Source organism: Microbacterium sp. Leaf151, from assembly GCF_001424225.1.
Taxonomy (GTDB): Bacteria; Actinomycetota; Actinomycetes; order Actinomycetales; family Microbacteriaceae; genus Microbacterium.
The window spans coordinates 393,635-407,776 of record NZ_LMOR01000001.1 but is presented as its reverse complement, the minus strand read 5'-3'; the positions used below and the strand labels follow the sequence as shown (position 1 = coordinate 407,776).

Here is a 14,142-nt window from a genome sequence, read left to right as displayed (position 1 = left end):
GTGGTGCCCGGGATCTCGCGGCGCCGGCGTCGGCGGGCGCGTTCAGGTTATCTCCACGCCCGCGCGCGGGCGTGGAGCCGACTACCGTGGAGTCATGGCATCCGAATCCCCCGTCGACTCCGCTGAGGCGGAGACCGCTCCCGCCCCCCTCACCTTCTCCGATCTGGGTCTGGATGCCAACGTGCTCAAGGCCCTCAAAGACGTCGGCTACGAGACCCCCTCCGCGATCCAGGCCGCGACCATTCCCGTGCTCCTGCAGGGCCGCGACGTCGTCGGTCTCGCGCAGACCGGTACCGGTAAGACCGCGGCCTTCGCGTTGCCCGTGCTGTCGCAGATGGAGACCGGGCACAAGAACCCCCAGGCCCTCGTTCTCGCCCCCACCCGCGAGCTCGCGTTGCAGGTGTGCGAGGCGTTCGAGAAGTACGCCGCGCACATCAAGGGCGTCTCGGTGCTCCCCGTCTACGGCGGTCAGGGCTACGGCCAGCAGCTGTCGGCGCTGCGCCGCGGCGTCGACATCGTCGTGGGTACGCCCGGTCGCATCATGGACCACCTCGACAAGGGCACCCTCGACCTGAGCGAGCTGAAGTACCTCGTGCTCGACGAGGCCGACGAGATGCTCAAGATGGGCTTCGCCGAAGACGTCGAGACGATCCTCGCCGACACCCCCAAGACGAAGCAGGTCGCCCTGTTCTCGGCGACCATGCCCGCGCAGATCCGTCGCATCTCGGCCCAGTACCTGAACGATCCCGAAGAGATCACGGTCAAGACCAAGACCGCGACCTCGACGAACATCTCACAGCGCTACCTGATCGTGTCGTACCAGCAGAAGATCGACGCCCTCACGCGCATCCTCGAGGTCGAGAACTTCGAGGGCATGATCGTCTTCACCCGTACCAAGAACGAGACCGAGACGGTCGCCGAAAAGCTCCGCGCCCGCGGGTACACCGCTGCCGCGATCAACGGCGACGTCGCCCAGGTGCAGCGCGAGCGCACGGTCAACCAGCTGAAGTCCGGCAAGCTCGACATCCTCGTCGCCACCGACGTCGCTGCCCGCGGTCTCGACGTGGATCGCATCAGCCACGTCGTCAACTACGACCTGCCGATCGACACCGAGTCGTACGTGCACCGCATCGGCCGCACCGGTCGCGCCGGCCGCACCGGTGACGCGATCAGCTTCGTCACCCCGCGCGAGCGCCGCATGCTCACCGCGATCGAGAAGGCCACGCGCCAGCCGCTGACCGAAATGTCGCTGCCGAGCGTCGACGACGTCAACGCCACCCGCCTCACCCGCTTCGACGACGCGATCACCACCGCCCTCGAAGACACCGCGGCGATCGCGACCTTCCGCGACGTCGTGGCCCACTACGTCGAGCACCACGACGTTCCCGAGGCCGACGTGGCCGCAGCGCTCGCCGTGGTCGCCCAGGGCGACACCCCGCTGCTGCTCGAGGCCGAGGCCTTCCGTCAGCAGCGCTTCGACACCGAGCGTCCCGCGCGTGACGGCGGGGGTCGCGACGGCGGGTCCCGCGACGGCGGGTCGCGTGAGGGTGGCCCTCGGCGCGACACCTCCGGCCGCTTCGCTACTTACCGCATCGCCGTCGGTCGTCGTCAGCGCGTCGAGCCCCGGCAGATCGTCGGCGCTCTCGCGAACGAGGGCGGGCTGCGTCGCAACGACTTCGGCGCGATCCAGATCCGCCAGGACTTCTCGCTCGTCGAGCTGCCCGTCGACCTGTCGAGCGACACGATCGGCCGCCTCGCCGACACCCGCATCTCGGGTCAGCTGATCGACCTGCGCCTCGACGGCGGCGGACGCTCCGCCAAGCGCAGCGACCGTCCCCAGCGCCGCGAGAGCGACCGCGACCGCGACTGACCCCGCGGCATCCGTTCGACGCCCCCGCTGACCTTCGGGTCGCGGGGGCGTCGTGCGTGCGCGGAGGCGACCCCCGTCGGTGGGCGGATACCTCGGTATCTCGACGCGCGGTAGCGATGCGGCAGCGCGACGATGAGGGGAGCCTCATGTGGCGGAAGGCGGCCGGGGCGGTGCGGTTGGGGCGCGAAATGTGCAGCGGGGCGTCCGGCGATCGCCCCGGTGCACATTGCGAGCCCCGACGCGGGCGGACTGCTCCTGCGTGAGACCGCGCGGCGAGCTCGCCGCACGCCGACGCCCTGCTCGCCGAGCGGCCGACGCCCCGGTCGGCCGCGCGCGCACGGCGCGGCATCCAGAAGTTGAGCCAATTCATATCAAGTCGCCTTGACCTCTCTGCGGGGCCGCGATAACCTTGAGTCATCGCGGCTCAACCCGCGAAGCAGACTTCGCATCAACCTCGAGTCGCGGCACCGCCCGGCTCACAAGCAAGGAGACACATATGCCCCGTGCAGTGGGAATCGACCTCGGTACGACCAACTCCGTCGTGAGCGTGCTCGAGGGTGGCGAGCCCAAGGTCATCGCCAACGCCGAGGGTTTCCGCACGACCCCCTCGGTCGTCGCCTACACGAAGGACGGCGAGGTGCTCGTCGGCGAGACCGCCAAGCGCCAGGCCGTCACCAACGTCGACCGCACCATCTCCAGCGTCAAGCGCCACATGGGCACGACCTGGGGCTTCGACGTCGACGGCAAGAAGTGGACGCCGCAGGAGATCTCGGCCCGCATCCTGCAGAAGCTCAAGCGTGACGCCGAGGAGTACCTCGGTGACAGCGTGGCGGATGCCGTCATCACGGTCCCCGCGTACTTCAACGACGCCGAGCGTCAGGCCACGAAGGAGGCCGGTGAGATCGCGGGCCTGAACGTCCTGCGCATCATCAACGAGCCGACCGCGGCTGCGCTGGCGTACGGCCTCGACAAGGGCAAGGAAGACGAGCTCATCCTGGTCTTCGACCTCGGTGGCGGAACGTTCGACGTGTCGCTGCTCGAGGTGGGCAAGGACGACGACTTCTCCACCATCCAGGTGCGCGCCACCTCCGGCGACAACCGCCTCGGTGGCGACGACTGGGACCAGCGTGTCGTCGAGTACCTCATCAAGCAGTTCAAGGACACCACCGGCGTCGACGTCTCGGGCGACAAGATCGCCCTGCAGCGTCTGAAGGAAGCGGCCGAGCAGGCGAAGAAGGAGCTGTCGTCGTCCACGTCGACGAGCATCAACCTCCCCTACCTGTCGCTGACCGACTCGGGCCCCGTCTCGCTGAGCGAGACCCTCACCCGTGCCAAGTTCGAGGACCTCACCAAGGACCTCCTCGACCGCACGCGCAAGCCCTTCTCCGACGTCATCCGCGAGGCCGGCGTCAAGGTCGACGACATCGCCCACGTGGTGCTCGTCGGCGGCTCGACCCGCATGCCCGCGGTCGCCGAGCTGGTGAAGAAGGAGACGGGTAAGGATGCCAACAAGGGCGTGAACCCCGACGAGGTCGTGGCCGTGGGCGCAGCCCTGCAGGCCGGTGTCCTCAAGGGCGAGCGCAAGGACGTCCTTCTCATCGACGTCACCCCCCTGAGCCTCGGTATCGAGACCAAGGGCGGCATCATGACCAAGCTCATCGAGCGCAACACGGCCATCCCGACCAAGCGCAGCGAGACCTTCACCACCGCCGACGACAACCAGCCGTCGGTCGCGATCCAGGTCTTCCAGGGCGAGCGCGAGTTCACCCGCGACAACAAGCCGCTCGGCACCTTCGAGCTCACCGGCATCGCCCCGGCTCCCCGCGGCATCCCGCAGGTGGAGGTCACCTTCGACATCGACGCGAACGGCATCGTGCACGTCTCGGCGAAGGACAAGGGCACCGGCAAGGAGCAGTCGATGACCATCACGGGCGGCTCGTCGCTGCCCAAGGAGGACATCGAGCGCATGGTGCGTGAGGCCGAGGAGAACGCGGCCGACGACAAGAAGCGCCGCGAGTCCGCCGAGACGCGCAACCAGGCTGAGACCCTGTCGTACTCGATCGACAAGCTCATCAAAGAGAACGACGACAAGCTCCCCGCCGAGGTCAAGACCGAGGTTCAGGGCGACGTCGACGCGCTCAAGACGGCTCTCGCCGGTGACGACGACGACGCGGTCAAGGCCGCGTTCGACAAGCTGAACGCCAGCCAGGGCAAGCTCGGCGAGGCCATCTACGCCTCGTCGCAGGCCGCGGGTCAGCCCGCCGACCCCAACGTGGGGCAGCCCGGAAACGGTGAGACGCCGAACCCCGAGGAAGACGTCATCGACGCCGAGGTCGTCGAAGACGACAAGCCCGAAGAAGAGAAGAAGTAAGCAGAGACCATGGCACACAAGGACGACGAACAGCCCACGGGCTCGGGCGCCGGTCCTGACGAGACGACGGGGCCGGAGGAGAACACCTCCGGCCCCGCGCCGTCGGGCGAGCGGTCCGAGACGCAGGACGTGGATGCCGATGGCCTGACCATCGACGACATCCTCGGCGCCGAGCAGACCCCCGAAGCCGCGGCAGAGGGAGCGGGCTCCGACAAGGAGGCCTCGCTGCTGATAGACCTCAAGCGCCTCCAGGCCGAGTACGCCAACTACCGTCGGCGCACCGAAGACCAGCGCGAGCGCGAGATCGAGCGGGCCAAGGGCGAAGCCGTGAAGGGCTTGCTGCCCGTCATGGACGACCTCGACCGAGCTGTCAAGCACGGCGACCTCGTCGAGGGCACGCCCTTCGCCGCCATCGGCGACAAGGTGCGCGCCGTTGCCGAGCGTCTCGGCGTGGTGTCGTACGGCGCCGTCGGCGACGTGTTCGACCCGCAGCAGCACGAGGCGATCTTCCAGGCGCCGACCCCCGGCGTGACCGAGACGACGATCCTGGAGGTCGTCGAAGTCGGCTATCGCCTCGGCTCGGTCGAGCTGCGGCCCGCGAAGGTCGTCGTCGCCGTGCCGGCCTAAGAGGAGGACCAATGGCGAGTCAGGACTGGTTCGACAAGGACTTCTACAAGGTCCTCGGTGTCGACAAGAGCGTCAGCGCGGCCGATCTGAAGAAGACGTACCGCAAGCTCGCGCGTCAGTACCACCCCGACTCGAACCCGGGAGACGCGAAGGCCGAGGCCAAGTTCAAGGAGATCAGCGAGGCCTACTCGGTCCTCAACGACCCCGAGCAGCGCGAGGAGTACGACCAGATCCGGGCCATGGGCTCGGGTGCGCGTTTCTCCGCTCCGGGGACGGGCGGCGGCGGGGGCTTCGACGATGTCTTCAGCCGGTTCGGTCAGGGCCGGGGTCAGCCGCAGCCCGGCTTCGAGGACATCTTCTCGATGTTCGATCAGCAGGGCGGCGGGTTCGGCTCCGGCCGGTTCGGTCAGACCACCGGCGGATTCCGTGGCTTCGGCGGCCCGCAGCGCGGTGCCGACGTCACGGCGCGGACGACGATCGACTTCGTCACGGCGGCCAAAGGCGAGACCATCACCCTCCAGGGCGAAGACAACGTGCCCTTCAAGGTGAAGATCCCGGCGGGCGTCTCCGACGGTCAGAAGATCCGTCTCCGGGGCCGTGGCCGCAGATCTCCCGACGGCGGGGAGACCGGAGACATCGTGGTGACCGTCGCGGTTCGCCCGCACCCGGTGTTCACGCGTGACGGCCTCAACCTGCGGGTGACGGTGCCGGTGACCTTCACCGAGGCAGCCCTTGGCGCGACCATCGAGGTCCCCACCCTCGGCGGCGACCCGGTGCGGCTCCGCGTCGCGCCCGGCACTCCGTCGGGGCGCGTCCTGCGCGTCAAGGGTCGCGGGATCGAGTCGACCAAGGGCTCCGGCGATCTGCTCGCCGAGGTGCAGGTTGCGGTTCCCGCGCATCTCGACGACGCCGCCCGCGAGGCCCTCGAGCGGTTCCAGGCACTCCAGCCGAAAGAGAACCCCCGCGCCGACCTGATGTCCAAAGCGCGGTAGAACTGCTAAACGGGAGGTCTCCGGCATCCGTGATCGCAGGATGCCGGGGACCCGCCGGAGCGACGGAGAGGAGACACCGTGCCCGAGAGGGAGATCGACGAAGACGCCCCCATCTTCGCCATCGCCGCCGCGGCGGAGCTGACGAACATGCACCCGCAGACGCTGCGGCAGTACGACCGGCTCGGTCTCGTCGTGCCCGCGCGCACCCAGGGTGGATCGCGGAGGTACTCGAGCCGTCATGTTCAGCAGCTGCGCGAGGTCGCCCGGCTGTCGGGCGAGGGCATGAGCCTCCCCGCCATCGCCCGCCTGCTCACCCTCGAGCAGCAGGTGCACGACCTCGCCCGTCGTGTGAACGACCTCGAGCGTCAGCTCACCGTCGAACGCCAGTCTCGACCGGGTGCGCGCGTCTTCGCGGCCGGAGCCACGGGCTCCGTCGTCACCCTCCGCCACGGTGCACGCGTGCGCCGTGCCACCGACATCGTCCTCTGGCGTCCGCGCGACATGCACGGCGACTGACCCCCCGCGGGATCCCGGATACCGGGAGTGCTGGTGGCTTCGACGGGCTCGGCCACCCATGGCCCGTGAGCCCTTCGTCGGAGACCGGATGCCATTTCCTCCGGTGCGTCGACAGGCTCAATCACCCCGGGATGGGCGGGTTCCGAGGCCGGTCGGCGCGGCGGCTGTCGTGGCGCAAGGTCCTGGAGCCCGTTGAGGGGACCGGTCGCCGCCGGGGTCAGGCGGGGTCGAGCCGCAGGACCGTCGGCGATTCGCCGACCCGCAGGTCGTCGGCCACGCGGATCGTGCGGGCCACGGCATCCACGGCTCCGATGACCGTGCCGAACCGCTCCCGATCGGCGCACACCGCGGTCACGGTCACGAAGTGCGAGCCCGTGTCCCACGTGTACGTCGCGAACGGGGGAGTGCGTGCGTCGCTCGGCAGCGGCATCGCGAGCTTCTCGCCCACCCCCAGGAAGGGGTTGGGGAAAGATTCGGTGTCGTCGTACTCCATCGGCATCATGGCCCGCGCGGTACGCGCCTGCGGGGTGGCCTCCTGCAGCTGCGCCATGACGACGAGCAGCTCGGGATCGCTCTTCCACACCCACACGAGCACGCGACCGGCGGCGCGGCGCATCAGCAGGGGGGCGGCTTGGCTGAGGATCCACGCGAACGCGCCACCGCCGGGCCGGGGGGTCGCGCCGGCGGCCTGGTTCGCCTGGCTCAGCAGCATGCCGATCGCCGCCTTCCGGTGACGACGCCCGCGCAAGCCGAGAGATCCGGTCACGGGCACCCAGAGGTCGGCGGGAGCGTCGGCCTGCAGTCGAGACATGGCTTCAGCCTACGAGCCGGGGCTGTGCGGCGGATGAGTCACGACACCATGGGCGCGGCGAGGGCATCCTTCGCACCCGCCGCTCCCCACTGACGCAGGGCCCCGGCGACGGCCTGCGAGTCTTCGTTGGCGTCGATCTCGTAGGCCTTACCCCATCGCATGCGTACGATGTGCACCCCGTGATTGCGGTAGGCGGAGCCGTCGGGCAGATCGGCCGTGGCCGTCCAGCGGATGGTGATCGTGGTGTGCCACGGGCCGCCGGCCGCCCACACGTCGTGCACCGTCAGGTGCAGCGTCGGCGTGACGGCGACGAGCCGCTCGAACCAACGCCGCAGGGCGTCCTTATCGTGGCGCTCGCCGCCCAGCGCGTGGTCGACACTGAAGCGGTGGTGGATGTCGTCGGTGCACGCGGCGAGAAGAGCGTCGAATTCTCGCGCGTTCACCAGTTCGAAGTTGCGGCGGGCGAGTCGGCGGACCAGGAAGTGATACACGGCATCCCTTTCAGGATCGTGCGCGGGTGAACGCGCGGAGACGGCGGTGGATGGCGGCCTGCTTCCACAGGTAGAGGCCGCTGAGGACGATCGCGGGGATGACGACCGCCTGGAGCAGCAGGCGCATCGGCTCCGCGAAGGCGGGGGGCGCGTACACGAACGTCCCGATCAGGGCGCCGGCGACGAGGTGGATGACGCGCGAGAGGGAGCGACGTGTGCCGGGGCGGGACAGGAAGGCCATGAGAACTCCGATCTGGTTGACAGTGTCAAGTCATCGTGGCGCGACTACTTGACACTGTCAACCCCTCTCGCGAGAATCGATCCATGGAACCTTCAGACGGAGATCTGCGTGGACGCCTGATCGCGGCTGCCCGCGCGGAACTCGACGATCACGGCTACGGCCGAGTGAGTCTGCGCGCCGTCGCCCGCCGTGCCGGGGTGTCGCACGCGGCGCCGGCCTACAGCTTCGGAGATCGCACCGGCATGCTGTCCGCCGTCGCGGCGCAGGGGTTCCGAGAACTGGCCGCCGAGCTCGACGAGCCGATCTCGGAGGGTCGGTCGGTCCTCGCTGAACTCGGAAAGCGGTACGTGGCGTTCGCTCGTCGACATCCCGCGCTCTACGACCTGATGTTCCGCCCCGGCGAGGTCGACGAGAGCACCCCCGAGCTGGTCGACGCGCGCCGTGCCTCGCTCCTCGCGCTCGTCGCGGCCACAGGTGGGGCGGAGTCGGGGGAGCCGAGCGCACTCACGATCATCAGCTGGGCGCTCGCGCACGGGCTCGCCTCGCTCGATGCCCAGGGTGCTGTCGGCTCGCTCGCAGCCGATGCGACGCCCGCCCTGCTGCTCGATGCGTACGCGCGGGTGGTGGAGGACGCCGGAGATCCGATGCGGTCGTAGGGCGGCCGGGGCGCTCCGAATGCGTCGCGCCCCACGGGCGGCGTTCGCGACGAGAGAACGCTCCCGCAGCGCAGGGGGTCGCCGGTGTCGGAGGTTGGTGCCAGGCTGTATCCCGCGGCCACCGCGACCGCATCGACCTGTTCTGGAGGTGCCGTGCTCGGCAAAATCCTCATCCGCTACCTCTCCCGGTACCGGTGGTTGCTCCTTGCATTGCTGGTTTTCCAGTTCGTGGCGGCCATGGCGTCGCTCTACCTCCCACGGCTGAACGCCGACATCATCGACCAGGGCGTCGCACGGGGCGACACGGCCTTCATCTGGTCCCAGGGGTCGATGATGCTCGCCATCTCGCTCGGTCAGATCACCGCCTCCGTCATCGCGACCTACTTCGCCGCTCGCGCGGCGATGGCCGCGGGCCGCGACATCCGTCGCGACATCTTCGAGAAGGTCAGCGGCTTCTCCGAGCGCGAGCTGTCGCAGTTCGGGGCCGGGTCGCTCATCACCCGCAACACCAACGACGTGCAGCAGGTGCAGATGCTGGCGATGATGGGCGCGACCATGCTCGTCAGCGCACCGTTGCTGGCGATCGGTGGCGTCTTCATGGCGCTGCAGCAAGACGTCGGCCTCAGCTGGTTGATCGCCGTCTCGGTGCCCACACTCCTGATCGCCGCGGGCCTCATCATCGCGCGCATGGTGCCGCTCTTCCGCAGCTACCAGGCGAAGCTCGACGCGGTGAACCGCATCATGCGCGAGCAGCTCACCGGCGTGCGCGTCGTGCGCGCGTTCGTCCGCGAGCGCATCGAAGAAGAGCGGTTCCGCGGGGCGAACACCGACATCATGATCGTCGGGCGCAAGGTGGGTTCCCTCTTCGTACTGCTGTTCCCGCTGGCCATGCTCGTGCTGAACGTCACCGTCGTCGGCGTGATCTGGTTCGGCGGCATCCAGGTCGATCAGGGCGGCGTGCAGATCGGCACGCTGTTCGCCTTCATGCAGTACGTGGCGCAGATCCTCATGGGAGTCCTCATGGCGAGCTTCATGACGGTGATGATCCCCCGGGCGGCCGTGTCCGCTGAGCGCATCGGCGAGGTGCTCGACAGTCATTCGACACTCGAACGACCCGCGAACCCCGTGAGCGTGTTCCCCGAGCGCGGGGCCATCGAGTTCGACGATGTCTCGTTCGCCTACCCGGGCGCCGAGTCGGCCGTGGTGTCGGGCATCAGTTTCACCGCCCGTCCGGGCGAGACCGTCGCCATCGTCGGCTCCACCGGCGCCGGAAAGACGACGCTCGTCTCTCTCCTCCCGCGACTGTTCGACGTCACCGCGGGCGCCGTGCGCGTCGGGGGTGTCGACGTGCGAGAGGCAGACCTCGACGGGCTCTGGAAGAGCATCGGGCTCGTCCCGCAGCGGCCCTTCCTCTTCAGCGGCACCGTGGCATCCAACCTCCGCTTCGGGCGGGAGGACGCCACCGACGACGAACTGTGGAAGGCGCTCGAGATCGCGCAGGGGCGCGACTTCGTCGAGGCGATGGAGGGCCGACTCGACGGGCGCATCGCCCAGGGCGGCACGAACGTGTCGGGTGGTCAGCGCCAGCGCCTCGCTATCGCGCGGGCCATCGTGCATCGCCCGGCGGTGCTCGTATTCGACGACTCCTTCTCGGCGCTCGACCTCAGCACCGATGCCCGGCTCCGACAGGCGTTGTGGCAAGAGCTGCCCGAGGTGACGAAGATCGTCGTCGCCCAGCGCGTGTCGACGATCACGGGGGCCGATCGCATCGTGGTTCTCGAAGAAGGACGACTCGCGGGCGTCGGCACCCACGAGGAGCTCCTGCAGACCAGCAGCACCTACCGCGAGATCGTCGAGTCGCAGTTGGGGGTGGAGGCATGAGCACCACCGATGCGCTCACCGAAGAGGAGCGGGCCGAACTCGAGTTGGCCGAGCAGGCTCGACTCAATTCCGGCGACTGGGACAGCGTGGCGCCCGGAAAGGCGTCGAACTTCGGCCCCAGCTTCCGCCGGCTGATCGGCCTCCTGCGCCCCTACGCGGGGGCGTTCACATTCGTCTCCGTGCTCGGCGCCCTCGGCGTCGTGCTCGCCGTGCTCGCGCCCCGCGTGCTCGGCGACGCCACGAACATCATCTTCGAGGGCGTGGTCTCGAAGGGGTTGGCCGAGCAGTTCCCGGCCGGCACCTCGCAGGCCGATGTCGTCGAGGCTCTCCGCGCGGCGGGCCAGGGCGATGTCGCCAACATCGTCGGGGCGATGAACAACTTCTCCGTCGGCGCAGGTGTCGACTTCGACGCCCTGCGCATGGTGGTGGTCGCCGTCCTGGCGATCTACGTCGGTTCGTCGCTGCTGTCGTGGATCCAGGGCTACGTCATCAACGTCATCATGGTGCGCACGATGTGGCGCCTGCGTGAAGACCTCGAGGCGAAGATCAACCGCCTGCCGCTGTCGTACTTCGACAAGGTGCAGCGCGGAGAGCTGATCTCGCGTGTCACCAACGACGTCGACAACATCACGCAGACCATGCAGCAGTCGCTCTCGAGCGCGCTGACCTCCGTTCTCACGGTCGTCGGCGTGCTCATCATGATGTTCACGATCTCGTGGCAGCTCGCTCTCGTCGCTCTCGTCTCCCTTCCGCTGATGGCCGTCATCTTCGGCGTCATCGGACCCCAGTCGCAGAAGGCGTTCGGCGAACAGTGGAAGAAGGTCGGTCGCCTCAACGCCCGCGTCGAGGAGTCGTTCTCAGGTCACGCCCTCGTCAAGGTGTACGGACGCGAGAAAGACGCCCGAGACAAATTCGAGGTCGAGAACGAAGAGTTGTACGAGGCGAGCTTCAAGGCGCAGTTCCTGTCCGGCATGATCATGCCCGGCATGATGTTCGTCGGAAACCTCACCTACGTCGGCATCGCCGTGCTCGGCGGTCTCATGGTGGCCGGCGGGCAGCTCCGCCTCGGTGACGTGCAGGCCTTCATCCAGTACTCGCAGCAGTTCACTCAGCCGCTGTCGCAGCTGGGCGGTATGGCCGCGGTGGTGCAGTCGGGCACCGCATCGGCCGAGCGCGTTTTCGCGCTGCTCGACGCCGACGAGCAAGACCCGGATGCCGCAGACGCCCCCGACCACGTCGGCGGACACGGTGTCATCGAGTTCGAGAACGTGCGCTTCGCCTACACGCCCGACCGGCCGCTCATCACCGACCTGTCGTTCCGCGTCGAGCCCGGACAGACGGTCGCCATCGTCGGGCCCACCGGCGCCGGCAAGACGACGCTGGTCAACCTCATCATGCGGTTCTACGAACTCGACGGCGGTCGCATCCTGCTCGACGGGCAGGACATCGCCGACCTCCGTCGCGACGATGTCCGTGCCCGCACCGGAATGGTGCTGCAGGACCCGTGGCTGTTCGCCGGCACGATCCGCGACAACATCCGCTACGGGCGCGAGAGCGCGACCGACGACGAGATCGTCGAGGCCGCCGTCGCCACGCGCGTCGACCAGTTCGTGCACTCGCTGCCCGACGGCTACGACACCGTGCTCGACGAAGACGCCGCCAACGTCTCGGCGGGTGAGAAGCAGCTGATCACCATCGCCCGCGCGTTCGTCGCCCGGCCGTCGGTGCTCATCCTCGACGAGGCGACCTCGTCGGTCGACACCCGCACCGAGTTGCTGCTGCAGCAGGCGATGGCCGCGCTCCGCGAGGGGCGCACGTCGTTCGTCATCGCGCACCGGCTGTCGACGATCCGCGACGCCGATCTCATCCTGGTGATGGAGCACGGCGACATCGTCGAGAAGGGTACGCACGACGAGCTCATCTCCGCCGGTGGTGCGTACTACCGCCTCTACCGTTCGCAGTTCGAGCAGGCGGCGTCCGACCTCGACACCGTCGAGACCGAGGCCGAGCGTTCCGTCGATCCGCGGCACGCGCCGCCCGCTGACGACGCTGTGGTGGTGTCGGCGATGGCGGCCGCGGCATCCGAGGTCCGTGCTCCCGCGGGTACCGACGGCCCGCCGCGCCCCGCCCACGGCTCGCCCGCCCCCGACCGCCGAATCGACGGCGAGGGCTGACCCGCGCGACGGGCTATCCGCTGACGAGCCCGTCCGGCCGTGCGCCGGGCGGGCTTGGTCGTGCGGGCGGTGGGCTCGACGGCGCGGTCGCGTCGGGTGCCCGGCGGCGCCGTCTCGTCCCTCCCGCGCCGCGCCCGGCGAGAGCCTCACCCTGGGGACAGTCGCCGAAGCGACGAAACCCGCTCCGGTACAGTGGACGGCGCATGATCCTCACCGCGCGACCCGACCGCCGCATAGATAGGCCTCACCCCTCGTGACCACTCCTGCGACGCCCGCCGACCAGTCCGCGCCCGTCGCGTCGACCGAGATATCCGGCCGATCCGAGGCGGCGAACACCCCCGACCGCCCGCTTCGCATCCTCATCGGCGCCGACACCTTCCTCCCCCATGTCAACGGAGCTGCGCGCTTCGCCGAGCGCCTGGCCGCCGGACTCGTCGCCCGCGGCCACGACGTGCACGTCGCGGCGCCGGCCGTCGACCGTCGCGGCGCCGGGTCGGCGACAGAGACCATCGAGGGTCAGCCGGTTCCGATGCACCGGCTTCCCGCTTACCGCTTCCTGCCGCACGACTGGCTCACCTTCGTGCTGCCATGGCGGTCCAAGCACTACGCCCGCCTGCTGCTCGACGAGATCAAGCCCGACGTCGTGCACATCCAGTCGCACATCATCATCGGACGAGGACTCACGCGCGAGGCTCGAAAGCGCGGCATCCCCGTCGTCGCAACCAACCACGTCATGGCCGAGAACATCCTCGACTTCACGACCCTCCCCGATTTCCTCGACCGCATCTTCGTCAAGCTCGCCTGGGCCGACGCCGAGCGCACGTTCAAGATGACGCGCGCGGTGACCACGCCCACGCGCAAAGCGGCCGACTTCCTCGAGTCGACCATCGACATCTCGGGCGTCATCCCGATCTCGTGCGGCATCGACCGCTCGAACTATCGCCCCGACCTCACGCCTCGCGACGCGAACCGCATCCTCTTCGTCGGTCGCCTCACCACCGAGAAGCACATCGACGTCGTGCTCACGGCCCTGTCGCAGCTCGACCCCGCCCTCGACGTGACGTTCGACATCGTCGGCGGCGGCGACCAGCGCGCCAAGCTCGAGGCTCTCGCACAACAGCTGGGGGTCGCCTCCCGCGTGACCTTCCACGGCCACGCCTCCGAGGAAGACCTGCGCAGGCTGTACTCACGCGCCAGCGTGTTCGCCATCGCGTCGATCGCGGAGCTGCAGTCGATCGCGACGATGGAGGCCATGGCCTCCGGGCTGCCGATCGTCGCGGCCGACGCCGTGGCATTGCCGCACCTCGTGCACCACGGCGAGAACGGCTACCTCTTCACGCCCGGCGACGCCGAGGAGCTCGCCGAACGGCTGACCGACGTGCTCACCGCCTCGTCGGACGACCGCGAACGCATGCAGCAGGCCTCTCTCGATGCCGTCGCGGTGCACGACATCACCCGCACCCTCGACACCTTCGAGGCGCTGTACCGCGGTCGACCGCTGCCGGAGTAGTC

12 protein-coding genes are annotated in these 14,142 nt (G+C 68.9%); 9 read left to right on the top strand and 3 right to left on the bottom strand.

Features of this window, described 5'->3' with window-relative positions; translation table 11 throughout:
* Positions 1-94 precede the first annotated feature (94 nt).
* From ASF76_RS01725 to ASF76_RS01705, 5 genes are all read left to right on the top strand, one after another.
* Positions 95-1,870 (top strand): DEAD/DEAH box helicase, encoded by a 1,776-nt coding sequence (locus ASF76_RS01725; protein WP_055952029.1) that lies wholly within the window; start codon positions 95-97, stop codon positions 1,868-1,870.
* 496 nt (positions 1,871-2,366) lie between these two features.
* The gene (gene dnaK / locus ASF76_RS01720) at positions 2,367-4,241 is read left to right on the top strand and encodes a molecular chaperone DnaK (protein ID WP_055952026.1); all 1,875 of its coding nucleotides are present in this window, start codon (positions 2,367-2,369) and stop codon (positions 4,239-4,241) included.
* Positions 4,242-4,250: 9 nt separating this feature from the next.
* On the top strand, positions 4,251-4,868 hold the full coding sequence (locus tag ASF76_RS01715) for a nucleotide exchange factor GrpE (protein WP_055952023.1): 618 nt from the start codon (positions 4,251-4,253) through the stop codon (positions 4,866-4,868).
* Positions 4,869-4,879: 11 nt separating this feature from the next.
* A complete protein-coding gene (locus ASF76_RS01710) occupies positions 4,880-5,860 on the top strand; it encodes a DnaJ C-terminal domain-containing protein (protein WP_055952019.1) in 981 nt (326 codons plus the stop codon).
* 78 nt (positions 5,861-5,938) lie between these two features.
* Positions 5,939-6,376, top strand: a complete 438-nt coding sequence (locus tag ASF76_RS01705; RefSeq protein WP_055952016.1) for a heat shock protein transcriptional repressor HspR — start codon at positions 5,939-5,941, stop codon at positions 6,374-6,376.
* 217 nt (positions 6,377-6,593) lie between these two features.
* Here the strand turns inward: ASF76_RS01705 and ASF76_RS01700 are convergent, their stop codons facing one another.
* Genes ASF76_RS01700 through ASF76_RS01690 form a run of 3 tightly spaced genes read right to left on the bottom strand, consistent with a single transcriptional unit; the run spans position 6,594 to position 7,919 of the window.
* A complete protein-coding gene (locus ASF76_RS01700) occupies positions 6,594-7,187 on the bottom strand; it encodes a hypothetical protein (RefSeq protein WP_055952013.1) in 594 nt (197 codons plus the stop codon).
* A gap of 38 nt (positions 7,188-7,225) precedes the next feature.
* Positions 7,226-7,678, bottom strand: a complete 453-nt coding sequence (locus ASF76_RS01695) for a nuclear transport factor 2 family protein (protein ID WP_055952010.1) — start codon at positions 7,676-7,678, stop codon at positions 7,226-7,228.
* A gap of 10 nt (positions 7,679-7,688) precedes the next feature.
* The gene (locus tag ASF76_RS01690; protein WP_055952006.1) at positions 7,689-7,919 is read right to left on the bottom strand and encodes a hypothetical protein; all 231 of its coding nucleotides are present in this window, start codon (positions 7,917-7,919) and stop codon (positions 7,689-7,691) included.
* Between the two features lie 83 nt (positions 7,920-8,002).
* Between ASF76_RS01690 and ASF76_RS01685 the strand changes: the two genes are divergently transcribed.
* The 4 genes from ASF76_RS01685 (at position 8,003) to ASF76_RS01670 (ending at position 14,140) form a co-directional block, all read left to right on the top strand.
* Positions 8,003-8,575: a TetR/AcrR family transcriptional regulator gene (locus ASF76_RS01685; RefSeq protein ID WP_055951996.1), complete on the top strand. Its 573-nt coding sequence runs from the start codon at positions 8,003-8,005 to the stop codon at positions 8,573-8,575.
* A gap of 153 nt (positions 8,576-8,728) precedes the next feature.
* Positions 8,729-10,456: an ABC transporter ATP-binding protein gene (locus ASF76_RS01680; RefSeq protein WP_055951994.1), complete on the top strand. Its 1,728-nt coding sequence runs from the start codon at positions 8,729-8,731 to the stop codon at positions 10,454-10,456.
* Positions 10,453-12,630, top strand: coding sequence for an ABC transporter ATP-binding protein (locus tag ASF76_RS01675; RefSeq protein WP_235561208.1), 2,178 nt, complete (start codon positions 10,453-10,455; stop codon positions 12,628-12,630). The genes ASF76_RS01680 and ASF76_RS01675 overlap by 4 nt, the downstream gene beginning before the upstream one ends.
* Before the next feature lie 307 nt (positions 12,631-12,937).
* Positions 12,938-14,140 (top strand): glycosyltransferase, encoded by a 1,203-nt coding sequence (locus tag ASF76_RS01670; RefSeq protein WP_055953325.1) that lies wholly within the window; start codon positions 12,938-12,940, stop codon positions 14,138-14,140.
* The last annotated feature ends 2 nt before the right edge of the window (positions 14,141-14,142 follow it).

What these genes read in the sequence shown, in the direction of transcription:
- ASF76_RS01710 (WP_055952019.1), top strand. Translation starts at nt 4,880, where the DNA reads ATGGCGAGTCAGGACTGGTTCGACAAGGACTTCTACAAGGTCCTCGGT.
- ASF76_RS01690 (WP_055952006.1), bottom strand. Translation starts at nt 7,919, where the DNA reads ATGGCCTTCCTGTCCCGCCCCGGCACACGTCGCTCCCTCTCGCGCGTC.
- ASF76_RS01700 (WP_055952013.1), bottom strand. Translation starts at nt 7,187, where the DNA reads ATGTCTCGACTGCAGGCCGACGCTCCCGCCGACCTCTGGGTGCCCGTG.
- ASF76_RS01725 (WP_055952029.1), top strand. Translation starts at nt 95, where the DNA reads ATGGCATCCGAATCCCCCGTCGACTCCGCTGAGGCGGAGACCGCTCCC.
- ASF76_RS01715 (WP_055952023.1), top strand. Translation starts at nt 4,251, where the DNA reads ATGGCACACAAGGACGACGAACAGCCCACGGGCTCGGGCGCCGGTCCT.
- dnaK (WP_055952026.1), top strand. Translation starts at nt 2,367, where the DNA reads ATGCCCCGTGCAGTGGGAATCGACCTCGGTACGACCAACTCCGTCGTG.
- ASF76_RS01685 (WP_055951996.1), top strand. Translation starts at nt 8,003, where the DNA reads ATGGAACCTTCAGACGGAGATCTGCGTGGACGCCTGATCGCGGCTGCC.
- ASF76_RS01675 (WP_235561208.1), top strand. Translation starts at nt 10,453, where the DNA reads ATGAGCACCACCGATGCGCTCACCGAAGAGGAGCGGGCCGAACTCGAG.